The sequence below is a fragment of the Nonomuraea sp. NPDC050691 genome, assembly GCF_040654455.1.
Classification (GTDB): domain Bacteria; phylum Actinomycetota; class Actinomycetes; order Streptosporangiales; family Streptosporangiaceae; genus Nonomuraea.
The window spans coordinates 14,743-37,230 of sequence record NZ_JBFAIA010000057.1 but is presented as its reverse complement, the minus strand read 5'-3'; the positions used below and the strand labels follow the sequence as shown (position 1 = coordinate 37,230).

General features: G+C 70.2%; 25 protein-coding genes. 21 read left to right on the top strand and 4 right to left on the bottom strand.

Features of this window, described 5'->3' with window-relative positions:
• The first annotated feature begins 12 nt into the window (after positions 1-12).
• The 14 genes from AB0H81_RS21540 (at position 13) to AB0H81_RS21475 (ending at position 10,179) form a co-directional block, all read left to right on the top strand.
• Positions 13-267, top strand: a complete 255-nt coding sequence (locus tag AB0H81_RS21540) for a hypothetical protein (protein ID WP_358377175.1) — start codon at positions 13-15, stop codon at positions 265-267.
• A gap of 38 nt (positions 268-305) precedes the next feature.
• Entirely contained in the window at positions 306-443 is a 138-nt protein-coding gene (locus tag AB0H81_RS21535) for a hypothetical protein (RefSeq protein ID WP_358377172.1), read from the top strand.
• 113 nt (positions 444-556) lie between these two features.
• A complete protein-coding gene (locus AB0H81_RS21530; RefSeq protein WP_358377169.1) occupies positions 557-1,846 on the top strand; it encodes an MraY family glycosyltransferase in 1,290 nt (429 codons plus the stop codon).
• A 131-nt stretch (positions 1,847-1,977) separates the two neighbouring features.
• Positions 1,978-2,397, top strand: coding sequence for a hypothetical protein (locus AB0H81_RS21525; RefSeq protein ID WP_358377166.1), 420 nt, complete (start codon positions 1,978-1,980; stop codon positions 2,395-2,397).
• Between the two features lie 71 nt (positions 2,398-2,468).
• A complete protein-coding gene (locus tag AB0H81_RS21520; protein ID WP_357626363.1) occupies positions 2,469-2,684 on the top strand; it encodes an AtpZ/AtpI family protein in 216 nt (71 codons plus the stop codon).
• Between the two features lie 70 nt (positions 2,685-2,754).
• Entirely contained in the window at positions 2,755-3,552 is a 798-nt protein-coding gene (gene atpB / locus AB0H81_RS21515) for a F0F1 ATP synthase subunit A (RefSeq protein WP_358377163.1), read from the top strand.
• 71 nt (positions 3,553-3,623) lie between these two features.
• Positions 3,624-3,854 (top strand): ATP synthase F0 subunit C, encoded by a 231-nt coding sequence (atpE, locus tag AB0H81_RS21510; protein WP_253766913.1) that lies wholly within the window; start codon positions 3,624-3,626, stop codon positions 3,852-3,854.
• 34 nt (positions 3,855-3,888) lie between these two features.
• On the top strand, positions 3,889-4,440 hold the full coding sequence (locus AB0H81_RS21505) for a F0F1 ATP synthase subunit B (protein WP_358377160.1): 552 nt from the start codon (positions 3,889-3,891) through the stop codon (positions 4,438-4,440).
• Complete coding sequence (locus AB0H81_RS21500) at positions 4,440-5,249, top strand: F0F1 ATP synthase subunit delta (protein ID WP_358377157.1); 810 nt, start codon at positions 4,440-4,442, stop codon at positions 5,247-5,249. Before AB0H81_RS21505 ends, AB0H81_RS21500 begins: the two co-directional genes overlap by 1 nt.
• A 23-nt stretch (positions 5,250-5,272) precedes the next feature.
• A complete protein-coding gene (gene atpA, locus AB0H81_RS21495; RefSeq protein WP_358377154.1) occupies positions 5,273-6,922 on the top strand; it encodes a F0F1 ATP synthase subunit alpha in 1,650 nt (549 codons plus the stop codon).
• 3 nt (positions 6,923-6,925) lie between these two features.
• Positions 6,926-7,828 carry a F0F1 ATP synthase subunit gamma gene (locus AB0H81_RS21490; RefSeq protein ID WP_358377151.1) on the top strand — a complete coding sequence of 301 codons (903 nt, stop codon included), beginning with the start codon at positions 6,926-6,928 and terminating at the stop codon, positions 7,826-7,828.
• A 1-nt stretch (position 7,829) separates the two neighbouring features.
• Positions 7,830-9,275 (top strand): F0F1 ATP synthase subunit beta, encoded by a 1,446-nt coding sequence (gene atpD / locus AB0H81_RS21485; RefSeq protein ID WP_358377148.1) that lies wholly within the window; start codon positions 7,830-7,832, stop codon positions 9,273-9,275.
• A gap of 96 nt (positions 9,276-9,371) precedes the next feature.
• Positions 9,372-9,773 carry a F0F1 ATP synthase subunit epsilon gene (locus tag AB0H81_RS21480; protein WP_358377146.1) on the top strand — a complete coding sequence of 134 codons (402 nt, stop codon included), beginning with the start codon at positions 9,372-9,374 and terminating at the stop codon, positions 9,771-9,773.
• A 28-nt stretch (positions 9,774-9,801) separates the two neighbouring features.
• Complete coding sequence (locus AB0H81_RS21475) at positions 9,802-10,179, top strand: DUF2550 domain-containing protein (RefSeq protein WP_358377143.1); 378 nt, start codon at positions 9,802-9,804, stop codon at positions 10,177-10,179.
• Between the two features lie 157 nt (positions 10,180-10,336).
• Here AB0H81_RS21475 and AB0H81_RS21470 read toward each other — a convergent pair whose 3' ends face one another.
• Positions 10,337-10,927 (bottom strand): cob(I)yrinic acid a,c-diamide adenosyltransferase, encoded by a 591-nt coding sequence (locus tag AB0H81_RS21470; RefSeq protein ID WP_358377140.1) that lies wholly within the window; start codon positions 10,925-10,927, stop codon positions 10,337-10,339.
• Between the two features lie 127 nt (positions 10,928-11,054).
• Between AB0H81_RS21470 and AB0H81_RS21465 the strand changes: the two genes are divergently transcribed.
• The 4 genes from AB0H81_RS21465 to AB0H81_RS21450 all read left to right on the top strand — a co-directional run bounded on the left by AB0H81_RS21465 (position 11,055) and on the right by AB0H81_RS21450 (position 14,686).
• Positions 11,055-11,954: an ATP-binding cassette domain-containing protein gene (locus AB0H81_RS21465; protein WP_358377137.1), complete on the top strand. Its 900-nt coding sequence runs from the start codon at positions 11,055-11,057 to the stop codon at positions 11,952-11,954.
• Positions 11,951-13,060 (top strand): ABC transporter permease, encoded by a 1,110-nt coding sequence (locus tag AB0H81_RS21460; RefSeq protein ID WP_358377134.1) that lies wholly within the window; start codon positions 11,951-11,953, stop codon positions 13,058-13,060. The genes AB0H81_RS21465 and AB0H81_RS21460 overlap by 4 nt, the downstream gene beginning before the upstream one ends.
• A 10-nt stretch (positions 13,061-13,070) precedes the next feature.
• Positions 13,071-14,270, top strand: a complete 1,200-nt coding sequence (locus AB0H81_RS21455; protein ID WP_358377131.1) for a histidine kinase — start codon at positions 13,071-13,073, stop codon at positions 14,268-14,270.
• A 98-nt stretch (positions 14,271-14,368) separates the two neighbouring features.
• The gene (locus AB0H81_RS21450; protein ID WP_358377128.1) at positions 14,369-14,686 is read left to right on the top strand and encodes an STAS domain-containing protein; all 318 of its coding nucleotides are present in this window, start codon (positions 14,369-14,371) and stop codon (positions 14,684-14,686) included.
• A gap of 187 nt (positions 14,687-14,873) precedes the next feature.
• Here AB0H81_RS21450 and AB0H81_RS21445 read toward each other — a convergent pair whose 3' ends face one another.
• From AB0H81_RS21445 to nucS, 3 genes are all read right to left on the bottom strand, one after another.
• A complete protein-coding gene (locus AB0H81_RS21445) occupies positions 14,874-15,419 on the bottom strand; it encodes a TetR/AcrR family transcriptional regulator (RefSeq protein ID WP_358377125.1) in 546 nt (181 codons plus the stop codon).
• A 144-nt stretch (positions 15,420-15,563) separates the two neighbouring features.
• On the bottom strand, positions 15,564-17,036 hold the full coding sequence (locus AB0H81_RS21440; RefSeq protein ID WP_358377122.1) for an aldehyde dehydrogenase family protein: 1,473 nt from the start codon (positions 17,034-17,036) through the stop codon (positions 15,564-15,566).
• Positions 17,037-17,090: 54 nt separating this feature from the next.
• Positions 17,091-17,753, bottom strand: a complete 663-nt coding sequence (nucS, locus tag AB0H81_RS21435) for an endonuclease NucS (RefSeq protein ID WP_358377119.1) — start codon at positions 17,751-17,753, stop codon at positions 17,091-17,093.
• 92 nt (positions 17,754-17,845) lie between these two features.
• Here nucS and AB0H81_RS21430 point away from each other — a divergent pair, with 92 nt between their 5' ends.
• From AB0H81_RS21430 to AB0H81_RS21420, 3 genes are all read left to right on the top strand, one after another.
• Positions 17,846-18,139, top strand: a complete 294-nt coding sequence (locus AB0H81_RS21430; protein WP_358377116.1) for an ATP/GTP-binding protein — start codon at positions 17,846-17,848, stop codon at positions 18,137-18,139.
• 54 nt (positions 18,140-18,193) lie between these two features.
• Complete coding sequence (locus AB0H81_RS21425) at positions 18,194-18,898, top strand: alpha/beta fold hydrolase (RefSeq protein WP_358377113.1); 705 nt, start codon at positions 18,194-18,196, stop codon at positions 18,896-18,898.
• Between the two features lie 183 nt (positions 18,899-19,081).
• Positions 19,082-22,405, top strand: coding sequence for a LamG-like jellyroll fold domain-containing protein (locus AB0H81_RS21420; protein WP_358377110.1), 3,324 nt, complete (start codon positions 19,082-19,084; stop codon positions 22,403-22,405).
• The last annotated feature ends 83 nt before the right edge of the window (positions 22,406-22,488 follow it).

Sequence of the window (22,488 nt, the reverse complement as noted above, 5' to 3'; positions counted from 1 at the left end):
GAGGACTGAAAGATGCCTCCTGCGCCGGCCCACGTGCTGCCGGACGAGGTCGGACGGGTCCACGGCGGCCTCCAGCTCATCGCCGGCGCGCGGGCCCTGTGCGACGCGCCGGCCGCGGAGGGCCTGCGCCCGGTGTCCGGGGGCACCGACACGCACCTCGCGCTCGTCGCCCTGCGCCACCTGCGCCACCTGCGCGGCCTCGGCGTCTCGGCGCCGAGGCGGAGACGCGGCGGGGATCACGCTGAACCGCGGCGGGGATCACGCTGAACCGCGACGCGATCCCGTAGGATCCGGAGCCTCCGGCGGTGACGCCGGGCGTGCGCGTCGGCACGTCGTGCGTCACGAGCCAGGGCATGAAGCCGGAGGAGCTGAACGAGATCGGCGCGCTGGTGGCCGAGGCGTTGCGGCGTCCGGGGCCGCGGAGCGGATCCGGGAGCGCGTGACTGCGCTGCTGACGGGGCTGCTGACCATCCATCCGCCATATCTCAGCGAATATTAAGCCGGTCTGTGTCGTTTTCCGGTCACAGCGGCCCGGAGCATCCGCGAAACTAGGACCGTGCGCGAATACCTGTTCATGGCGCTCATTGCGGCTGCGGTGACGTACCTCCTCGTCCCGCTGGTGCGCCGCTTCGCCATCCGCATAGGGGCCGCTCCGGAGATCCGCGAGCGTGACGTGCACACGACGCCGACCCCCCGGCTGGGGGGCCTCGCGATGTACGGCGGGCTGGTGGCGGGCCTGCTGGTGGCCAGCGGACTGGACCACACCGGCAAGGCGCTCACCGAGGCGGAGGGCAATCCGGTGAGGGCCCTGATCATCGCGGGCGGCCTCATCACCGTCACGGGCTTCCTGGACGACTGGTGGGGCATGGACCCCTTCATCAAGCTGGCCGGCCAGATCGCCGCCGCGGGCGTCCTCGTCTACTTCGACCTGCGGCTCGTCTACATACCGCTGCCCAAGGACTGGGGCGGCTCCACCAGCCTCGACTACACCCTGAGCACGATCATCACCATCCTGGTGGTGGTCGTCACGATCAACGCGGTCAACTTCGTCGACGGCCTCGACGGCCTGGCCGCGGGCATCGTCTGCATCGCCGCGATGGCGACCTGGGCCTACTCCATCTTCCTGTCGAAGAGCATCAGCGGCGACAACATCACCACCACGGCCGGCATCGCGGCCATCCTCATCGGCACCTGCCTCGGCTTCCTGCCGCACAACTTCCACCCGGCGAAGATCTTCATGGGCGACACCGGCGCCATGCTCATCGGCCTGGTCCTCGCCTCCTCGATCGTCACGGTCACGCCGCTCGACCCGGCCGTCATCGAGGAGATGAACAAGTTCCCCGTCCTGCTGCCGCTGCTGCTGCCCGCCGCCGTCCTGGTGCTGCCGCTGGTCGACCTGATCACCGCCGTCGTGCGGCGCACCTCCTACGGCATGTCGCCGTTCGCGCCCGACCGCGGTCACCTGCACCACCGGCTGATGGACATCGGCCACTCGCACCGCCACTCGGTGCTCATCATGTACGCCTGGGCGTTCCTGTTCGCGTTCGGCATGGTCGTGATGTCCTGGCAGGGTGTGCCGGTGCTGCTCTTCCCGGTGGTGATCCTGCTCGCGGTCGGCGTGCTGGTGCTGATGGCCGCGCCGCGCTGGCGGGGACGGGGCGGCGCGCACACGCGCGGCAGCGAACCGTCCGACGACGACGGGCCGCCCACCGGGCCCATGCCGCCGATCCTGCCGGCGAAGGGCGAGGTCAGGCCGCCGAACCGGCCGATGGAGGAGCCGCCGCACGCGCGCGCGCAGGCCGGCGGCGGCGAAACGGTCATCCACGCCTTTCCTGGCCGTTCATGATCGCGAACTAGAAACGGCAGGTAAAAGCGGTCTTCCGTGAGCTTGTGATATCTTTCACGAGCAGGGACCTCCGATGCATATGCTCGGTAGGTAGCAAACGCTCGCTTGACAACTTGCCTTCTGGAGCACCGATGCAGGCCAACGACGTGCGCGTCCTCAAGAGCGCCGCGATTCCCACCCTGGCGGTGGGGGCGATCGTCGCGGTCGTGGCCCTCGTGGTCGTCGGCGGCAAGGGGGCGCTGGGAGCGGTCGTCGGGACCTTGCTGGTCGGGGTTTTCTTCAGCATCAGCGTGGTAGCCGTGAGCTATGCCGCAAAGGTCTCCCCCCAAGTCATGGCCATGGCAGCGATGGGCAGCTACCTCGTCAAGGTGGTGGCCGTCATGCTGATGCTGGTCGCCTTCGGCGACACCGGCGCGTGGCACCCCAAAGCGTTCGCCTGGTCCGTAGTGGTCTGCACCATCGTCTGGACGGCGTTCGAGGTCCGCGCCTTCGTCAAGACCAAGATGCTGTACGTGGACCCCGAGGCCAAGGTCCCCGGGAAGGGCGACTGATGGAGCCGGTGGCCGGGCGGGCGGGTCCGATATGACTAGTCCTCTGTCCGCCTGCTATCGTCGGGCGCGCGATGAGCGAAAAGGAACGCCGGCCGGAGTCAGACGGTCGCGACTTCGCCGACGCCATGTGGGCGGTCCCCAGCTATCTTCTCGCCGGGATGGCGGTCTACGGGGGCATCGGGTGGTTGCTGGACCGCTGGCTCGACATGTCCGCGTTCTTCCCCATAGGCATCGTCCTTGGGCTGGTGCTCGCCGGCTACGCGGTCTACCGGCGGCACGGTCGCTGACTCCGTTCGGCGACCGCCTCGCCGAAGAAACTTCTGTTGTGATCCACTACGACGTTGAAGGGAACGCCGCGTGAGTGCGCTGACGGTCCTGGCATCATCGGGCGACGAGTTCGGGGCGCCAACGCCTGAAGAACTGTTCCAGTTGCCCCCCATCATCCCCGGGGTCGACTGGTTCACCAAGCCGGTGCTGCTCGCCCTCCTCAGTTCGGTCCTCGTGATCGCCTTCTGCTGGGCAGCCTTCTCCAGCCCCAAGATCGTACCGAGGGGCGTGCAGAACGTCGTCGAGTACGGCTACATGTTCGTCCGCGACCAGGTCGCGCGGCCCTTCCTGGGCAAGGACGCCGACCGCTGGATGGGCCTGCTGGTCAGCGTGTTCTTCCTGGTGCTGGTCTGGAACTTCATGGGTGTCATCCCCATCCTGCAGTTCCCCGTCGCCTCGCACATCGCCTTCCCGGCCGTCCTCGCGATCTCGATCTACGTCCTCAAGGTCTACCTGGGCGTGAAGCACCAGGGCGGCGTCGGCTACTTCAAGAACATGATGTTCCCGCCGGGTCTGCCCAAGCCGATCTACTTCCTGCTGGCCCCGATCGAGTTCCTCTCGAACATGATCATCGCACCTTTCACGCACGCGGTGCGACTGTTCGCCAACATGTTCGCCGGTCACATGCTGCTGGCCTTCTTCAGCATGGTGGGCTTCTGGTTCCTGTTCGAGAAGCTGACCCCCCTGGGCGCCCCCGTCGGTGTCGTCGGCGTGGTCATGACCATCATCCTCACCGGCTTCGAGATGTTCATCCAGTTCCTGCAGGCGTTCCTCTTCGCCATGCTGGCCGCGATGTACATCGGCGGCTCGCTGCACGCAGAGCACTGAGAACCACCCAACGGAATGTCCATGACCGGTGAGACTCCGCTTCACCGGCCGTCCAGTAAAGGAAAACAGCAATGAGCGTTCTCGCTGAGGTCTCCGGCAACGTCACCGCCATCGGTTACGGTCTCGCCGCCATCGGCCCCGGCATCGGCGTCGGCATCATCTTCGGTCAGGGCGTGCAGGCCATCGCGCGCCAGCCCGAGGCTTACGGTCTGATCCGCCAGAACATGCTCCTTGGCTTCGTCCTCACCGAGGCCCTCGCCCTGATCGGTCTGGTCGCGCCGTTCATCTTCTCGAACCTCTAAAGACCAGAAGAATCCCTGACGAAAGGCTGCATCCATGACTATCGCAGCTACGCTCCTCGCGGAGGAGGGGGGCGCCAACCCCCTCATGCCGCATGCCTATGAGCTCGTCGTCGGTATCTTCGCGTTCGCCGTCGTCTTCTTCGTCGTCGGACGGATGCTTGTCCCGCGGATCCAGAAGACGCTGGCCGAGCGCACCGACGCCATCGAAGGCGGCATCAAGAGGGCGGAGGAGGCCCAGGCCGAGGCGCAGGCGCTGCAGCAGCAGTACCGCGACCAGCTGGCCGAGGCCCGGCAGGAGGCTGCCCGGCTCCGCGAGGAGGCTCGCGAGCAGGCCGCCCAGATCAAGGCGGAGCTCCGCGAAGAGGCGCAGGCCGAGGCCCGCCGCCTCATCGAGGCCGCGCACGCCCAGATCGAGGCCGACCGCCAGCAGGCGTTCGCCCAGCTCCGGGCCGAGATCGGCCGCCTGTCCACCGACCTGGCCGGCCGCATCGTCGGCGAGTCCCTCGAGGACGAGGCCAGGCAGCGCCGCACCGTCGACCGCTTCCTCGACGAGCTCGAGAGCTCCAGCGCGCAGGCGGTGCGCTAATGCGAGGCCTGAGCAGAAGCTCGCTGGCAGAGGTCGAGGAGCGCTTCAACGCGGTCGCCGGTAGCGCCGACCTCGGCAAGCTCTCCGACGAGCTGTTCGCGATCACCGATCTGCTCGACCGCGAGCACGGCCTGCGCCGCGCCCTGTCCGACCCGTCGCGGCCGGCGGAGGCCAAGGCGGCCACCGTGCGGGCCCTGCTCGCGGGCAAGGTCGGAGAGGCGGCGCTCGCCACCGCCGAGGCCGCGGTGTCGGCCCGGTGGTCGCGCGCGGGTGACCTCGCCGACGTCCTCGAACGGCTCGGCGTCGTCGCCGCCGCCGCGGAGGCCGAGAGCCGGGCCACGATCGACGAGGTGGAGGACGAGCTCTTCCGCTTCGGCCGCATCGTCGCCGCCAACCCCGCCCTGCGCCGCGCTCTCACCGACGCCGACGCGCCGGAGGAGGGCAAGCGCGCGCTGTTGAGCGACCTGCTCAGCGGCAAGGCGGCGGTGACCAGCGTGCGGCTCATCTCGCAGGTGGCAGCCCACCCGCGAGGACGTAGCCTGGAAGCAGGCCTGGAGGAGTTCGGCCAGCTCGTGGCGCAGCAGCGCCAGCGCTATGTGGCAGTGGTGCGCAGCGCCGTCGAGCTGACCGGCGAGCAGAAGCAGCGCCTGGCGACGTGGCTGCGCACCTCCTACGGCCGCGACGTGCACCTGAACGTCGAGGTGGATCCGCGAGTGCTCGGTGGCTTCTCGGTCCGCATCGGCGACGAGATCATCGACACCACCATTGTGGGACGAATCGAAGAAGTCCGCCGCCGGTTGGCCGGCTAGGCGAAGAGGGAGACAGAGTAGAGATGGCGGAGCTTACGATCCGGCCGGACGAGATCCGGGACGCGCTTGAGCGCTTCGTCCAGGCGTACGAACCGGAAGGCGCCGCGCGCGAGGAGATCGGGACCGTCGTCGACTGTGGCGACGGCATCGCCCATGTCTCCGGCCTTCCCTCGGCGATGGCGAACGAACTGCTGGAGTTCGAGGACGGCACGCGCGGCCTGGCCCTGAACCTCGACACCCGTGAGATCGGTGTCGTCATCCTGGGCGACTTCAGCAAGATCGAGGAGGGCCAGACGGTCCGCCGGACGGGCGAGGTCCTGTCCGTGCCCGTCGGTGACGGCTTCCTCGGCCGCGTCGTCGACCCCCTGGGCAACCCGCTCGACGGCAAGGGCGCCATCGAGAGCGAGGGCGTGCGCGCCCTCGAGCTCCAGGCCCCCTCGGTCGTCCAGCGGCAGCCCGTGAAGCAGCCGCTGCAGACCGGCATCAAGGCGATCGACTCCATGACGCCGATCGGCCGCGGCCAGCGCCAGCTGATCATCGGCGACCGCGGCACCGGCAAGACCGCCGTGGCCGTGGACACCATCCTCAACCAGCGCGAGAACTGGGCCACCGGCGACCCGGAGAAGCAGGTCCGCTGCGTCTACGTCGCCATCGGCCAGAAGGGCTCGACGATCGCGCAGGTCAGGTCCCGCCTGGAGGAGGCGGGCGCGATGGAGTACACCACCATCGTCGCCTCCCCGGCCTCCGACCCGGCCGGTTACAAGTACCTCGCCCCCTACACCGGCTCGGCCCTCGGCCAGCACTGGATGTACCAGGGCAAGCACGTCCTGATCGTCTTCGACGACCTGACCAAGCAGGCCGACGCCTACCGCGCCGTCTCCCTGCTGCTGCGCCGCCCGCCGGGCCGTGAGGCCTTCCCGGGCGACGTGTTCTACCTCCACTCCCGTCTGCTGGAGCGCTGCGCCAAGCTCTCCGCCGACATGGGCGGCGGCTCGATGACCGGTCTGCCGATCATCGAGACGAAGGGCAACGACGTCTCGGCGTTCATCCCGACCAACGTCATCTCCATCACCGACGGTCAGTGCTTCCTTGAGACGGACCTGTTCAACGCCGGTGTCCGCCCCGCCATCAACGTCGGCATCTCGGTCTCCCGAGTCGGCGGCTCGGCGCAGATCAAGGCAATGCGCAAGGTCGCGGGCACGCTGAAGCTGTCGCTGTCGCAGTTCCGCGACCTGGAGGCGTTCGCCGCGTTCGCCTCCGACCTCGACGCCGCCTCCCGCGCCCAGCTCGAGCGTGGCCAGCGGCTCGTCGAGCTGCTCAAGCAGCCGCAGTACTCCCCGTTCCCCGTCGAGCGGCAGGTCGTGTCCGTGTGGTGCGGCACCACCGGCGAGCTGGACGAGGTCCCGGTCGAGGACATCCGCCGCTTCGAGGGCGAGTTCCTGGACTACCTCCAGAGCTCGAACAAGGGCATCCTCGACGCCATCCGTGAGACCAACGAGCTGTCGGACGACACGGTGACCGCCCTCAAGGACGCCATCACGGAGTTCAAGAAGGGCTTCACCACCTCCTCCGGTGAGCTGCTGGTCAGGGACGAGCCGGTGGCGCCGCTCGGCGCCGACGAGGTCGGCCAGGAGAAGATCCAGAAGGTCGTCCGCCCGGCGGAGAAGAAGTAGGACATGGGTGCCCAGCTAAGGCTGCTGCGGCGGCGGATCACCTCGGTCAAGTCGACCGCGAAGATCACGCGCGCCCAGGAGCTCATCGCCTCTTCACGGATCGTGAGGGCGCAGCAGCGGATGCAGGCGGCGCTGCCGTACGAGCGTGAGATCACTCGCGCCGTCACGGGCGTCGTCAGCAACGCCGCGAGCGTCGACCATCCGCTGACCGTGGCGAAGGACAACCCCGCCAGGGCGGGCGTCCTCATCGTCACCAGCGACAGCGGGTTCTGCGGCGGCTTCAACGCCAACGTGCTGCGCGAGGCCGAGGCCCTGCGCGGTCTGCTGGAGGGCCGCGGCCTGGCCGTGACGCCGTTCGTCACCGGGCGCAAGGGTGTCACCTGGCACTCCTTCCGCAACCGCGAGATGGGCGGCAGCTGGGTCGGCTTCTCCCGTAAGCCGGCCTACGCCGACGCCAAGGAGATCGCCGCGATGCTGATCGACTCGTTCAAGGACGAGAACGGCATCGACGAGATCCACATCGTGTCGACCGAGTTCGTCTCGATGCTGTCGCAGAACGTCGTGGTCAAGCGGGTGCTGCCGCTGGAGGTCGAGGAGACCGAGGCGAGCGAGTCCACCACGATCCCGCCGTACTTCGAGTTCGAGCCGACCGCGGGCGACGTGCTTGAGTCGCTGCTGCCGCGCTACGTGGAGTCCCGTATCTTCACGGCGCTGCTGCAGTCCGCGGCCTCGGAGGAGGCCGCGCGGCGGCGCGCCATGAAGTCGGCGACCGACAACGCCAACGAGCTGATGCGGGTGCTGACCCAGCAGATGAACCAGGCTCGCCAGGCCGAGATCACCCAGGAAATCAGCGAGATCGTCGGTGGCGCCAACGCGCTGGCTGACGCCGCAGCCGGGAAAGAGTGAAATGACTGCAGAGGCTGTTGAGACTGTAGAGAGTGCCGCGGGCGGCACCGGCCGGGTGGCGCGCGTCACCGGCGCCGTCGTCGACGTGGAGTTCCCCGTCGAGGCGATGCCCGACATCTATAACGCGCTCAAGGTCGAGGTGACCCTCGGCGGCGAGACCAAGACCCTGACCCTCGAGGTGGCCCAGCACCTGGGCGACAACCTCGTCCGGGCCATCTCCATGCAGCCCACCGACGGCCTGGTCCGCGGCCAGGCCGTGACCGACACCGGCGCGCCCATCTCGGTGCCCGTCGGCGACGTCGTCAAGGGCCACGTGTGGAACGCGCTGGGCGAGACGCTCGACGTGCCGACCTCCTCGCTCAAGATCACCGAGCGTTGGGGCATCCACCGTCCGTCGCCGGCCTTCGACCAGCTCGAGTCCCGCACCGAGCTGCTCGTCACCGGCATCAAGGTCATCGACCTGCTCACCCCGTACGTGCAGGGTGGCAAGATCGGTCTGTTCGGTGGCGCCGGTGTCGGCAAGACCGTTCTGATCCAGGAGATGATCCGCCGCGTCGCCCGTAACTTCGGTGGCACCTCGTGCTTCGCCGGCGTGGGTGAGCGCACCCGTGAGGGCAACGACCTCTGGCTGGAGATGGAGGAGGCCGACGTCCTCAAGGACACCGCGCTGGTGTTCGGTCAGATGGACGAGCCGCCGGGCACCCGTCTGCGGGTCGCCCTGTCGGCCCTGACGATGGCCGAGTACTTCCGCGACGTCCAGAAGCAGGACGTGCTGCTCTTCATCGACAACATCTTCCGCTTCACGCAGGCCGGTTCCGAGGTCTCCACGCTGCTCGGCCGTATGCCGTCCGCCGTGGGTTACCAGCCGACGCTGGCCGACGAGATGGGTGTCCTCCAGGAGCGCATCACCTCGACGCGCGGTCACTCGATCACCTCCATGCAGGCGATCTACGTGCCCGCCGACGACATCACCGACCCGGCCCCCCACAACGCGTTCGCGCACCTCGACGCGCAGACCGTTCTGTCGCGGCCGATCTCGGAGAAGGGCATCTACCCGGCGGTGGACCCGCTGGACTCCACCTCCCGGATCCTCGACCCGCAGATCGTCGGCGAGGAGCACTACCGGGTGGCCCAGGAGACCAAGCGGATCCTGCAGAAGTTCCGGGAGCTCCAGGACATCATCGCGATCCTCGGTATCGACGAGCTGTCCGAGGAGGACAAGGTCACCGTCCAGCGGGCCCGCCGCATCGAGCGCTTCCTGTCGCACCCGATGTACGCGGCCGAGGCCTTCACCGGCCAGCCGGGCGAGACCGTCCCGCTGGACGAGACGATCGCCTCGTTCAAGGGTCTGTGCGCCGGCGAGTACGACCACCTGCCCGAGCAGGCGTTCTACATGGTCGGCGGCATCGACCAGGCCATCGCCAAGGCGAAGGAACTCGAGCGCTAGACGCCCCGGCCATAGGGCGGGCGTTGCCCGCCCGGAGATACGGTGGTGGTGCGGCCGAGGCCGTGCCACCACCTGATCGGAAAGGAACCTGCACAAGTGGCCAAGCTACGCGTAGGGGTGGTCTCGCCCGAGCGTGAGATCTGGTCGGGCGAGGCCGACATGGTGATTGCCAAGACCGTGGACGGCGAGATCGGTATTATGCCGCAACACGCACCCGTGCTCGGCGTCCTGGTCGAGGGCGGCGTGCTGCGCGTCAAGCGGGAGGGCGAGGGCGAACTCGTCGCGGCCGTTCACGGCGGGTTCATCTCCGTGGCCGACGACGAGGTGTCCGTGCTCGCCGAGGTGGCCGAGCTCGGTTCCGAGGTCGACATCGCGGCCGCCCGTGACGCGCTGGAGCGGGCGCAGGCCTCGATCGAGGCCAACCAGGAGGACGCCGACGCGGCGGTCGAGGCCCAGCGTGCCCGGGCACGGCTGCGTGCCGCGGGCGAAGAGGTCTGAACAACCCAAGGCTTAGGGGGCGGCAGTAGTGGCGACGGTATTGATCTGCGTGCTGCTGCTCGCCGCCCTGGTGGTCCTGCGCGGCTTCATGCTGGCCCGCTCGCGGGGCAGCGTCCCCTGTCGAATCCGGGTAGCCGACCACGGCTGGCGCAGCGGTGTAGCCCGCTACGCCGACGGGGAGCTCCACTGGATTCCGCTCATAGGTCTGCGACTGAGGCCGCGCCACGCGATCGCGAGGCGCGGCCTCGTCGTTTCCTCCCGGCGCGAGCTGGACAACGGGCTGTACGCGATCGACTGCGGCGGCTCCACCCGGGACATCTCGCTGGCGATGAGCGCCGACGCGCTCACCGGTTTCCTCGCGTGGCTCGAATCGGCTCCCCCGAGCGCGTACCTGGACGTCGCGTAGATCTCCTTCTGCTACGGCACAGCCGGCCTGGCCGCCACCCCGCGTACGGGGCCGAGGGCCTCTAGGGAGACGGCCTCTGACCCGCACGGGGCCGGGCGCCGTGACGGCCCGCCGCACCCGTCTGAGGGGTTCAAGCCGTCGACCGGCGCCGGAGTGTTCAGCGGGTGGCGCCCGGCTTCCAGAGGATCTCTTGGCCCTGGTGGGCCACGCGGCACAGGATGAACAGCAGGTCCGACAGGCGGTTCAGGTAGGCGGCCGTGAGCGGGTTCATGTCGTCGTGGGCCTCCAGCGCGGCCCAGGTGGTGCGCTCGGCCCGGCGGACCGTCACCCGGGCCACGTGCAGTGCCGCCGTCGCCGGGTCGCCCCCGGGCAGGATGAAGCTGCGCAGCGGCTTCAGGTCGGCGTTGAAGCGGTCGCAGAGCGCCTCCAGCCGGTCCACGTACGCCTGCTCGACCCGCAGCGGCGGGAACTCCGGTTCGGCCACGACCGGCGTCGCGAGGTCGGCCCCCACGTCGAACAGCTCGTTCTGCACCCGGGCCAGCACCTCCGCCACCTCGGCGGGGAGCGTGCCGTGCGAGAGCGCCACCCCGAGGTGGGCGTTGGCCTCCTCGACGTCGGCGTAGGCGGCGAGCCGCGCGTCGGTCTTGGGGACGCGGCTCATGTCGTTGAGCGCCGTGGTGCCGTCGTCGCCGGTGCGTGTGTAGATGCGGGAGAGGACGACCGGCTTGTCCTTGTCCGAGCGCGTCATGGGCTCAGCGTAATGACAAATGTCATTGGGAAGGGACGCGGGGCGCATACCGGAGCCATGATTTCTCCGACTACCAGGGCGAACGCCGCAGAGGCCACCATTGCCTCATGACGAAGGAGAGGACCTGATGCTCGAGATCAGCGAGCTGCGCAAGCGCTTCGCGGGCGGCCCCGGCGCGCCGGAGGGCAAGCTCGCCCTGGACGGGATCGGCTTCGCCGTGCGGCCGGGCGAGATGTTCGGGTTCGTCGGCGCCAACGGCGCCGGCAAGACGACGACGATGCGGATCGTCATGGGCGTGCTCCAGGCCGACTCCGGCTCGGTGAGCTGGCAGGGCCGGCCGCTGACGTACGAGGACCGGCGCCGGTTCGGCTACATGCCGGAGGAGCGTGGCCTGTACCAGAAGATGCGCGTGGCCGAGCAGATCGAGTACTTCGGCCGCCTGCACGGCCTGAGCGGGGCGCGGGCCGCCGAGGCCACCTCCGCCCTGATCGAGCGGCTGGGCCTGGGGGAGCGGCGCGACGACGCCGTGGAGGGCCTGTCGCTGGGCAACCAGCAGCGCGTGCAGCTCGCGGTGGCGCTCGTGCACGACCCCGAGGTCCTCATCCTGGACGAGCCGTTCTCCGGGCTCGACCCGCTGGCGGTGGACACGCTGGCCACGGCGCTCCAGGAGCGCTGTCGGGGCGGCGTCCCGGTGATCTTCTCCAGCCACCAGCTCGACCTCGTCGAGCGGTTGTGCGACTCGGTCGGCATCGTCTCGTCCGGCCGGATGGTGGCCAGCGGCACGGTCGCGGGCCTGCGCGCCGCGGAGGGCGGCACGCTGCGCGTCGTGGTGCGGGACCCGGCTCCCGGCTGGGCGGAGGGCCTGCCCGGTGAGCTGAACGCCGAGGACGGCCGGCAGGTCCTGCTGGTGGACGCCGCCGGCGACGACCAGGAGATCCTGCGCCGGGCCATGAAGGCCGGACACGTCGAGCACTTCGGGGTCGAGCAGCCGACCCTCACCGAGATCTTCAAGGAGGCCGTGGCATGAACGCGCTGGTACTGGTGGCGCGCCGGGAGATCAGCACCCGGATCCGGACCAAGGCGTTCATCGTCAGCCTGCTGGTGACCGTCCTGCTGGTGGGCGCCGCGGCGTTCGCGCCGAAAGTGTTCGACGGCCCCGACGAGTACACGGTGGGCACCGTGAACGCGCAGCGGCTGCCGCTGGAGGCGGCGGCGCCCGACATCACGTTCAGCTGGAAGGCGTTCCCCGACGAGGCGGCGGCCAAGAAGGCGCTGCTCGACGGTGAGGCGGACGCGGTGCTCGTCGGCGACGCCAAGGTGCTGACCGACGGCAAGATCAACCAGGAGCTCGGCGTGCTCCTGCAGAGCACCAACCGCGAGGTGAAGCTCGGCGCCTCCGGGGTGCGGATCGAGCCGCTGCGGATCGAGTCGGTCGGCGCCGACACCCGTTACCAGGCTGCCCGTACGGGCATCGCCGTGGTGCTGGTGCTCGTGCTGTTCATGCTGCTCATCGGCCAGGCGACGATGGTCGCGATGGGCGTGGTCGAGGAGAAGGGCAGCCGGATCGTGGAGATCCTGCTCTCCTCGATCCGACCCTGGCAGCTCCTCGGCGGCAAGATCGTCGGCCTGGGCGCTCTCGGGCTGGTCAACCTGGTGGCGATCCTCGCGGTGGGCGTCGGTGCATCCGTCGGCTCCGGTCTGGCGACCGACTTCCCGCCGGGGATGCCGGGCATCGTGGCCGGCGTGGTCGTCTGGTTCGTCCTCGGCTATGCGTTCTTCGCGACGCTGGCGGCGATGCTCGCCTCGCTGGTCTCCCGCCAGGAGGAGGTCGGCAACGTGCTGTCGCCGCTGACCATGCTCATCATGATCACCTACTTCGTCGCCTTCTACGTGACCTCCGAGCCGACCGGCACGCTGGCCACCGTGATGTCGATGATCCCGCCGTTCTCCTCGATGGTCATGCCGGTGCGCATGGCCGCCGCGGAGGTGCCGCTGTGGGAGGTCGGGCTGGCGTTCGCGCTCATGGCGGGGGCCGTGGTGGCCGTGCTCTCGCTCGGCGCGAAGGTCTACGAGCGGGCCGTCCTGCGCACCGGCGCGCGGGTGCGGCTCGGCGACGTGTTGCGCGCGAAGTAGCGGGACGTAGGTGGGGGAGATCGCGCGGGCACGTCGCCTGTGCTGGTGGATGCTGACCTCGTTCCTCGGGTTGCTGTGGGGCGGGATGGCGCTGAGCGCCCTGGCCGAGGTCGGCCGGGGCGTTCAGCCGTGGCCGCTGCCGGTCGTGTCCGTGGTCGTCGCCGCCGGGTTCACGGCGCTCTACCCGCGCCTGGTGAACGCGGTGATCGAGGCGAGGCACCCGGTGCGGCAGATCGTGGCGAGCGGGGTCCTGGCGGTGGTGGTGGCGGCGACGGGCGGGGCGCAGCCGTTCGGCGCGGGACTGGCGCTGGTGGTCTGGCTGGCCGTCGTCGCCGTCGGCGTCTCGCGTCGGCGGGCGTTCGCGCTGGGGGCGGGCACGACGCTCCTGGGCGTCGCGTTGAGCGTCGCCGCGGCGGCGAGCGGGTGGTGGCACCTGCTGGACATGCCGGACGCGCACGGACCCGGGTGGCTCGGCGCCCTGGCCGTCGCGAACACCGTCATGTACGCGCTGCTGGGGCTGGCCTCGGTCGTGTCCAACCGGCTCTGGGTGTGGATCTACCGGCTGGCCGTGCGGGCCCACGAGGGCATGGAGGCGCACGCCCGGCTGGCCGTCGCGGAGGAGCGCCTGCGCTTCGCCCGCGACCTGCACGACCTCGTCGGGCACCGGCTGTCGGCCATCGCCGTGAAGACCGCGCTGGCCGTGCGGCTGTCGGACGGCGACCCGCGGGCGGCCCGCGACGAGATGGCCTCCGTGAACGGGCTGACCCGCACGGCCCTGCGGGAGCTGCGGGAGGCCGTGCGCGGCTACCGGCGGCTCGACCTCGGAGCCGAGCTGGCCAGCGTGCGCGGGGTGCTGGAGGCGGCCGGCGTCCGGTGCGAGCTGCGCCTGCCGTACCGGGAGCCGCCGGAGGAGGTGGCGCCGGTGTTCGCCTACGCCGTGCGCGAGGCCGTCACGAACGTGCTCAAGCACAGCGTGGCCACGTTCTGCGCGATCACCCTGAGCTTCACCGCCGAGCGGGCGGAGCTGGAGGTGCGCAACGACGGCGCGCCGCCCCGGGCCCCGGCCGGTGAGCGGGACGGCGACGCGGGAAGCGGCCTGGACGGGATGCGGGAGCGGATGGCCGCCGTGGGCGGCGATGTCACGGTCCGTCATGGGGCAGACGGGCAGTTCATCCTTGAAGCGGTCGTGTCACTGCCGATTCCTGGGTAGAGGAAACAGATCGGAGGGAGTTTTCGGCCCTCCCGAACGCCCTGCCACAGGGTACGACGGCACCGCGTGAGGTCGCGTGGTGTGAATGAGGAGGTGGCATGCGAGTCCGGGGCAATCCGAAAGCCCAGGTGGTGCAGATCGGCGCCCGGCTCGACGCGGGCACGTCGGCCGGGATCCGTTCCCAGCTGCACGACGCGGTGGACTCCGGCGAAGGTGATCTGATCCTCGACCTGTCCGAACTGGAGATGATCGACGCCACCGGTCTGGGAGTTCTCGTGGGCACGCATCGGCGCGCGTCAGGTGGGGAGCGCCGCCTCGTCCTCCGGGGGGTGCCGCCGCGGATCATGCGCGTTCTCGCGGTGACCCGGCTGAATCGGGTCCTGAACGTCGAGGCGCAGGAGGCCGCGGTGGCCTGACGGGGCAGCGGCGGGCGGGGGACCCGCCGCGTGCCGCGACATATCGGAGCGGGCGATGATCAGCCGTCGCCCGCTCTCTTCGTGTCCGGAAACCGTGAGCACGTCCGCCGAAAAACATCAACCAAAAAGGCGATTAGTGGGGGTGTTTTATCCTGGTATCGCACCGCAGAGTAAGCACAATCCGTAATCAGCGCGCTCCGGTGAGGGCCCTGCGGAAGATGTGCGACGCCACATCGACGAGTTCGTCGATGCCGGGCGTCGGACTGCCGAGGATCCATTCGATGAGCAACTCTTGTAGCGCTCCAATTGCGCCGAGCGCCACCAGGCGGCGATTGACCGGTCCGGCCACCGGGAATTCGGCCGCCGCCTCCTCGATCAGCCGGGCGAACGCGTCCACCGCGCGCTGCCGTGAGGTCGTCAGGACGTCGCCCGACCTGCGCACCTCGAGATGCATGATGCGGGCCCGCCGCCAGTCGGCCGTGGCGAACTCGATGTACGCGCGAATCCCCGCCTCGACCTTGCCCTCCAGGCTGTGCGGGGCCTCCTGCAGGGCCTTGGCCACGTGGGCGAGGCTTTCCTCGACGCACCTCTCGTGTAACGCCTGAAGCAGCTCCTCGCGTCCCCCGAAACATTCGTAGAAGGCGCGGTTGGAGATCCGCGCCTCCGAGCACAGCCTTTCGATGGTCGTCGCCGCGAAACCCGGCTTCGCGTATAGCGTGTAGGCGGCTGTCATCAGCCGCTCGCGTCTGTCCGCCAGCCTTTGCTCGGCTGACATTCCCCGGTAAGACCGGTTCACATTCCACCCGTCCAACATGATCGTGGCCCCCAGAGCACACAATTATGGACGGATGATCCGCTTTGGGAAAGGGCGCGAAGATTACCTTCTACGTCGCCCGTGCAAGAACGTGACAATCCTGATCAGTCGCTCAAGCTCCTCCGGCTTGCGGGTGAACGAGGTGAGGTTCATGCCCGGCAGCGCGAATCGCTGCCGCGCGATCGCCTTCGGCCGGGCGAACTCGCGCAGCCCGTCCGCGCCGTGGATGCGGCCGAACCCGGAGTCGCCGACGCCGCCGAACGGCAGCGAGGGCACCGCGGCGAACGAGATCACCGAGTTGATCGCGGTCATGCCGCTGCGCATGAGGCGGGCCAGTTCCATGGCCCGGCGCGTGTTGCGCGAGAACACCGTCCCGGCCAGGCCGTAGGCGGAGGCGTTGGCGAGTTGCAGCGCCTCCTGGGCGTCACGGGTGCGCCGTACGGTGATGGTCGGCCCGAACGTCTCCTCGCGCACCGCGGGGGAGTCCTCGGGCACGTCCTCGACGATCACCGGGTCCACGTACGGCGCCCGGACCGACTCCCGGCCGCCGGTGACGGTCCGGCCGGACTTGACGGCGTCGTCGATGTGCCGCTTGATGATGTCGAGCTGCCCCGGCATGGTGATCGGCCCGTAGTCCTGGCCGGCCTTCACCGAGGCGACGCGCTCGGCCAGCTCCCGCATGAACGGCTCGTAGACGGCGTCCACCACGTACACCCGCTCCACGCCCACGCACGTCTGCCCGGCGTTGGACAGCGCCCCCCACAGGCAGGCGTCGGCGGCGGCCCGCACGTCCGCGTCGGCGTCCACGATGAACGCGTCCTTGCCGCCGCACTCGGCCACGATCGGCGTGAGGTTCTCCGCGCAGGCCGCCATCACCCGCTTGGCCGTGGCCGTCGAGCCGGTGAAGGCGATCTTCTTGACCCGCGGGTCGGAGGCGAGGGCCGCGCCCGTCTCGGCCAGCCCGGTCACCGCCTGGAACACCGGCCGCTCGGGCACCGACTCGGCGAACAGCTCGGCCATCCGCACGCCGATGCCCGGGGTCAGCTCGGACGGCTTGAAGACGACGGCGTTGCCCGCGGCCAGCGCGTACGCGATCGAGCCCATCGGCGTGAAGACGGGGTAGTTCCACGGCCCGATCACGCCGACGACGCCGAGCGGCAGGTACTCGAGGGTGGCCTCCAGGTTGACGCCGATCATGCCGGTGCGGACCCGGCGGCGGCGCAGCACCTTGTCGGCGTTGCGCGCGGCCCAGTCGAGATGCGTGATCGTCAGCACCAGCTCCAGGGCGGCGTCGCCGACCGGCTTGCCCGTCTCCTCGTGGACGAGCGCGGCCAGCTCGCGCAGCCGGCCGGCCAGCACGGCCTTGTAGTCGAGCAGCCGCCGCCGGCGCTCGGCCGGGCCGAGCGCGGCCCACCAGACGGCCGCCTCCTCAGCCTGGCCCACAACCTCGCGGACCGCCGTGGCGCCCTGTTTCGGGTGGGTGCCGACGACCTCGCCGGTGGCCGGGTTCAGGGAGTCGAACGTCAGCGTCGTCATGGCGTCACGATAGACCGGTAAGCCGGTGCTTACCACGGGCGGCCCCGGAAGCGCTCAGAACAGGGTGGGGTTCTCCGGCTCGATGCCGCGAAGCGTGTCGTAGTCGAGGGTGACGCAGTCGATGCCCCGGTCGGTGGCCAGCACGCGCGCCTGCGGCTTGATCTCCTGGGCGGCGAACACGCCGCGCACCGGGGCGAGCAGCGGGTCGCGGTTGAGCAGCTCCAGGTAGCGGGTGAGCTGCTCGACGCCGTCGATCTCGCCGCGCCGCTTGATCTCGACCGCGACGGTCGCGCCGCCCGAGTCACGGCAGAGGATGTCGACCGGGCCGATCGCCGTCATGTACTCGCGGCGGATGAGGGTGTAGCCGTCGCCCAGCGTCGTGATGTGCTCGGCCAGCAGCTCCTGCAGGTGAGCCTCGACGCCGTCCTTGATCAGGCCCGGGTCGACGCCCAGCTCGTGACTGGAGTCGTGGAGGATCTCCTCCATGGTCAGGACCAGCTTCTCGCCGGTCTTGCCATGGGTGACCGTCCACGTGCCGCCGTCCTCCTTGAGCTTGCACGGCGGGTTCATCCAGTTGAGGGGCTTGAAGGCCCGGTCGTCGGCGTGGATGGAGACGCTGCCGTCCGCCTTGATGAGAACGAGTCTGGGAGCCATCGGCAGGTGCGCCGTGAGCCGTCCGATGTAATCCACGCTGCATCGCGCGATGACCAACCGCATGACGGTCCACCCTATCGGCTCTGGAAAACTGGACGCATGGCGTTCGACAGTGTGGGAGCCGAGGTCCTCCCCAGGGTGGCGGCCGGGACGAGATGAGCCCGCGCCGCGCCCGCCGCAGGGAGCCCCCGCCCCGCCCTGCCGGCTTCCCCCGGGGCATGGACCACGTCGAGCAGTGGCCCGACGGCGAGTGGAAGGTGCGCGCCCTCACGGGCGCCTCCTCCGCCAAGAGCTACCGCTGCCCGGGCTGCGACCAGGAGATCGCCGGCGGCAAGCCGCACGTGGTGACCTGGCCCAACTGGCCGGGCGGCGACGAGGAGCGGCGGCACTGGCACACGGCCTGCTGGCGCAAGCGGCTCGACCGCGGCCCCGGCCGCAGCCGCTACTGACCCCCAGCCCCCTCACCCCCAGCCCCCTGCTCATGAACACTCGAAGGGACCAAGGTGGAAATTCGCGCGGGCACCGAGCTGCCGGCCCGGCGGGAGCCGATCGAGCTGCACACCGGCGACGGCCTGACCCTGGTGGGGGAGCTGGCCCAGCCCCTCGACCGCCCCCCGGTGGCCACGCTGGTCACCCTGCACCCGCTGCCCACCCACGGCGGCTTCATGGACAGTCACGTCTACAAGAAGGCCGCCAACCGGCTGCCCGCGCTGGCCGACCTCGCGGTGCTGCGCTTCAACACGCGCGGCACGTCGTCCGAGCGCGGCACGTCGCAGGGGGCGTTCGACGGCGGGGAGGGCGAGCGCTTCGACGTGGCCGCCGCCCTGGAGTACGCCGAGTACCACGACCTGCCCCGCGTGTGGGTGGTCGGCTGGTCGTTCGGCACGGAGCTGGCGCTGAAGTGGGCGCACGACCCGCTGGTGGAGGGCGCGATCCTGCTCTCGCCGCCGCTGCACCGCGCGACGGACGACGACCTTGACGCGTGGGCGGGTTTCGGCCGGCCGCTTACCGTGCTGGTGCCGGAGTTCGACGACTACCTGCGGCCGGAGGAGGCGCGGGAGCGGTTCGCGCGGGTGCCGCAGGCAGAGGTCATCGGGGTGGACGGGGCCAAGCACCTGTGGGTGGGGGAGCCGTACGTCCGCATCGCGCTGGACGAGATCGTCAAGCGGGTCAACCCGGCCGCGTACCCGCTGCCGACGCATGTCTAACCAGGCCCCCGTATCGATCTTGTGGCAATTTTCTTCACTCCGAACTCAATTCTGATGAAATCTGTCAGGGGATCTAGACGGAACGCCGGTCCTGAATGAGAATCCGATCGGCAACTGAAGATCGTGGAGGCGCCGCGCGGGTCTGACCCGCGGGGCGTCCCGCCTCGGCGCTTGCGAGGGCGGATGCGCGTTGGTCGTGGGCTGATCGTGGTCATGCTGGCAGGGGCGGTCGCGGCGGCGCCCCTGGAGGAACCCGCCGCGGTCGCCGGCGTACGACAACAGCCGGCCCGCGCCGCCGACGACGCGCTTCGCGAACCGGGCGCCTTCATCGAACCGGGCGGCGGCCGGCCCGGCGCCGACCCGGCCGAGAACGCCGCTCTGGCGCTCGCCCGCCGCGACGGCAAGCAGGTCGAGGTCGAGGCGCTGCGCACCGAGACCCGCCAGGTCTGGGCCAAGCCCGACGGCACCTTCACCCTGGAGCAGAACGTCCGCCCGGTCCGCGTGCGCAAGGACGGCGGCTGGGTCCCCGTGGACACCACGTTGCGCCTGCGCCCCGACGGCGCGGTCGAGCCGGTCGCGACGGCGGCCGGGCTCACGTTCTCCGGCGGCGGCAGCGGCCCGCTGGCCCGGCTGTCACGCGGCGCCAAGACCCTGGAGCTCGGCTGGCAGGGCACCCTCCCCAAGCCCACGCTGAACGGCGACACCGCCACCTACGCCGAGGTCATGCCGGGAGTGGACCTCCAGGTGACCGCCGACGTGGACGGCTTCTCGCACCTCCTGGTCGTCAAGTCGCGGCAGGCGGCGGCGAACCTGCCGGACCCGACGTACCCGCTCGCCACCCGCGGCCTGACGCTGAAGGCGGACAAGGCGGGCAACCTGGAGGCCCGCGACAGCGGCGGCGGCACGATCTTCATCGCGCCGACCCCGAAGATGTGGGACTCCGAGGGCAGCACGAGTCAGCAGGCGTTCAAGGAAGGCCGCACTCCGGAGGCCAGGCAGGCCACGATGGGCGTCGAGCTGGCCGGCCGGCAGCTCCGGCTCACGCCGGACCGGAAGATGCTGGCCGACTCCAGGACCCGCTTCCCGGTCTACCTGGACCCGTACTTCTCGGCAGCGCGCGGGTCGTGGACGGCGGTCTGGAGCAACTGGCCCAACTCCAACTACCTCAACTCCAGCGATGTCGCCCGGGTGGGCCACGTCTCGGGGCAGACGAACCGCTCGTTCTTCCAGATGGCCACCGGTTCCGCCATCCACGGCAAGCAGATCATCAAGGCGACGCTGCGCACCTACGAGACATGGTCGTACTCGTGCAGCGCCCGCAAGGTGGAGGCCTGGGGGACCGGAGCCATCAGCAAGAGCACCACGTGGAGCAACCCGCCGGCGAAGACCAGGCTGCTCTCCACGGTGAACGTGGCCAAGGGCTGGGGGGCGTCCTGTCTTCCCGGCGGCGTGGAGTTCGACGTCACGTCATGGGCCGCCGACGCCGCCGCCAAGAAGTGGAACAGCATGACCATCGGCCTGTACGCCACCAGCGAGACCGATGTCTACGCGTGGAAGAAGTTCAAGAACAACCCGACTGCCGTCATCGAGTACAACTCGATCCCGTCAGCCCCCGTGGCCGCCGACGCGTGGTCCGACCCGGGAGGCGCCTGCGTCTCCGGCGAGGAGCGGCCCGTGATCAGCACCGCCACGCCGAAGCTGTGGGCCAAGCTGAAGGACGCCGACAACTCGGTCAAGGGCCGCTTCGAGTGGTACAACGCCGCCGGGACCAAGACCGGTGAGTACGTCACCGCGACGGGCTCGTCGGGAAGCGCCTACTACGCGACGATCCCGGCGGCCGTGTACGCCGACGGAGCACTCATCCGCTGGCGCGTCCGCGCCGAGGACGGCAAGGCGACCAGCGCCTGGAGTCCCTGGTGCGAGGCCACCGTGGACGCCACGGCCCCCGGCAGGGAACCGGTCGTCACCTCGCCCCAGTACACCGAGAACGCCTGGAGCGACGGGCTCGGCCTGGCGGGCACGTTCACGTTCGACCCCAACGGCGTCACCGACGTCGCCGCGTACGTCTACGGGCTCGACACCACGCCGAAGACCGAGGTCGCCCCGGAAGCCGACGGCAGGGCCACGATCGCGCTCACCCCGCGCCACGACGGACCCAACGTCCTGGCGGTGCGCAGCAAGGACCGCGCCGGCCAGCTCGGCCCGATCCGCACGTACGTCTTCAACGTCAACGCCGGCACGGCGCCCAGCGGCCACTGGGCCATGGACGAGGGCCAGGGCACCGTCGCCGGCGACTCGGCGAAGGCCCACCCCGCGACGCTGAACGGCGCCACGTGGACGAGCGGCAAGACCGGCACGGGGCTGCGCCTGGCCGGCGCCTACGCGCAGACCTCGGGCCCCGTCGCCGACACGAGCCGCAACTTCACCATCACCGCCTGGGCCCGGCTTACGGGCAACACCGCCACCGCCACCCTCGTCACCCAGGAGGGCGCGAGGACCGGCGGCTTCTCGCTGCAGTACTCGAAGTCCGACGACCGCTGGGCGCTGGCCCGCGCGGGCGCGGACGCCGACGGCGCCCCGGTGGTCCGCGCGCTGTCCGCGGCGGCCCCGAGACTGAACGAGTGGACCCACCTGGCCGGCGTCTACGACTCCGCGGCGGGCCGGATCTCGCTCTACGTCAACGGCAGGCTGCAGTCCGCCGTCGCCTTCACCCAGCCGTGGAACGCCACCGGGCCGCTCACCATCGGCCGCGGCAAGGTCAACGGCGCCGCGGCCGAGTCCTGGACGGGCGACGTGGACGAGGTCCGCGTCTACGGCCGGGCCATGTTCGAGGAGGAGGTGGCGGACCTGGTCAACAGCGCCGCCACGCTGGTGGGCCACTGGAAGCTGGACGAGGAATCCGGCACGAGCGCCGCCGACTCCTCCGGCCGGGGCACGGTGGCGACGCTCACCGGCGGCGCCTCCTGGACCGCGGGCTGGCTGGACGGCGCGCTGGCGCTCGACGGCGTGGGCGGGTACGCCCAGACCACCGCGCCGGCGGTCAACACCAAGGCCGGGTTCACGGTCGCCGCCTGGACCCAGCTCGACTACCTGCCCACCCGCGACGCCTCGGCCGTCGCCCAGCCGGGCACCCGGGCGGCCGGGTTCCAGCTCGGTTTCGACAAGGAGCAGTCGCGCTGGACGCTGGGCATGGCGGCCTCCGACGCCGACACCGCCGCCCTGGTGCGCACCCGCTCGGACGCCGTCGCCGTGCCGCTGGAGTGGACCCACGTGGCCGGCGTCTACGACGCCGTGCGGGGTGAGCTCAGCGTCTACGTCAACGGCCGGCTCGCCGAGACCACCGTCACCAGCCACGTGAGCGCGTGGAACGCGGTGGGCGCGCTCCAGCTCGGCCGGACCAGGAGCGCGGGCGCCTACACCGGTCACTGGCCCGGGGCGGTGGACGACGTCCGCCTTTACGACGGTCCCCTGAGCGCCGAGCAGATCGCTCAGCTCGCCGCCCAATGAATCTTCCCGGGGGCCTCGGCGCGGGGCCCCCGGGACCTTCCACGACCACTCAGATCTCGCCATAAGCCGCCCAATAATCCCCC

Bases quoted from the DNA above. Each gene is read 5' to 3' on its own strand.
- AB0H81_RS21540 (WP_358377175.1), top strand. From the start codon at position 13: ATGCCTCCTGCGCCGGCCCACGTGCTGCCGGACGAGGTCGGACGGGTC.
- nucS (WP_358377119.1), bottom strand. From the start codon at position 17,753: ATGCGGTTGGTCATCGCGCGATGCAGCGTGGATTACATCGGACGGCTC.
- AB0H81_RS21420 (WP_358377110.1), top strand. From the start codon at position 19,082: ATGCGCGTTGGTCGTGGGCTGATCGTGGTCATGCTGGCAGGGGCGGTC.
- AB0H81_RS21465 (WP_358377137.1), top strand. From the start codon at position 11,055: ATGCTCGAGATCAGCGAGCTGCGCAAGCGCTTCGCGGGCGGCCCCGGC.
- AB0H81_RS21450 (WP_358377128.1), top strand. From the start codon at position 14,369: ATGCGAGTCCGGGGCAATCCGAAAGCCCAGGTGGTGCAGATCGGCGCC.
- AB0H81_RS21470 (WP_358377140.1), bottom strand. From the start codon at position 10,927: ATGACGCGCTCGGACAAGGACAAGCCGGTCGTCCTCTCCCGCATCTAC.
- atpE (WP_253766913.1), top strand. From the start codon at position 3,624: ATGAGCGTTCTCGCTGAGGTCTCCGGCAACGTCACCGCCATCGGTTAC.
- AB0H81_RS21505 (WP_358377160.1), top strand. From the start codon at position 3,889: ATGACTATCGCAGCTACGCTCCTCGCGGAGGAGGGGGGCGCCAACCCC.
- AB0H81_RS21520 (WP_357626363.1), top strand. From the start codon at position 2,469: ATGAGCGAAAAGGAACGCCGGCCGGAGTCAGACGGTCGCGACTTCGCC.
- AB0H81_RS21525 (WP_358377166.1), top strand. From the start codon at position 1,978: ATGCAGGCCAACGACGTGCGCGTCCTCAAGAGCGCCGCGATTCCCACC.
- AB0H81_RS21500 (WP_358377157.1), top strand. From the start codon at position 4,440: ATGCGAGGCCTGAGCAGAAGCTCGCTGGCAGAGGTCGAGGAGCGCTTC.
- AB0H81_RS21445 (WP_358377125.1), bottom strand. From the start codon at position 15,419: ATGACAGCCGCCTACACGCTATACGCGAAGCCGGGTTTCGCGGCGACG.
- AB0H81_RS21440 (WP_358377122.1), bottom strand. From the start codon at position 17,036: ATGACGACGCTGACGTTCGACTCCCTGAACCCGGCCACCGGCGAGGTC.
- AB0H81_RS21460 (WP_358377134.1), top strand. From the start codon at position 11,951: ATGAACGCGCTGGTACTGGTGGCGCGCCGGGAGATCAGCACCCGGATC.
- AB0H81_RS21490 (WP_358377151.1), top strand. From the start codon at position 6,926: ATGGGTGCCCAGCTAAGGCTGCTGCGGCGGCGGATCACCTCGGTCAAG.
- AB0H81_RS21430 (WP_358377116.1), top strand. From the start codon at position 17,846: ATGAGCCCGCGCCGCGCCCGCCGCAGGGAGCCCCCGCCCCGCCCTGCC.
- atpD (WP_358377148.1), top strand. From the start codon at position 7,830: ATGACTGCAGAGGCTGTTGAGACTGTAGAGAGTGCCGCGGGCGGCACC.
- atpA (WP_358377154.1), top strand. From the start codon at position 5,273: ATGGCGGAGCTTACGATCCGGCCGGACGAGATCCGGGACGCGCTTGAG.